Annotated in this window: 1 pseudogene; it reads left to right on the top strand. The window is 43.3% G+C overall.

Annotation, left to right across the window (positions count from 1 at the left end):
* A pseudogene (locus ACWP87_RS13885) lies at positions 1-238 on the top strand (transposase); the annotation flags it as partial.

The following is a 238-nucleotide window of genomic DNA, read 5'->3' on the forward strand; positions in this document are numbered from 1 at the left end:
GTCTACCGCTATTACGATATGTGGCGAGATAAACCAGACCCGACAGCTGATTCGCTATTAGAAAGGCTTTTAAAAAAACTGTCGCTTCCTATCGTTTTGCACAGGGCCGATCGGCCCGAACGTCGTTTGTGATTGTTGATGCTCAAAGTGTTAAAACCACTGATTTAACGAAAAATAGTGGCTACGATGGCGGCAAAAAGATTTCAGGGATTAAGCGTCATATGGCGGTTGATATTAA

The sequence above is a fragment of the Lacticaseibacillus sp. 22 genome, from assembly GCF_055413445.1.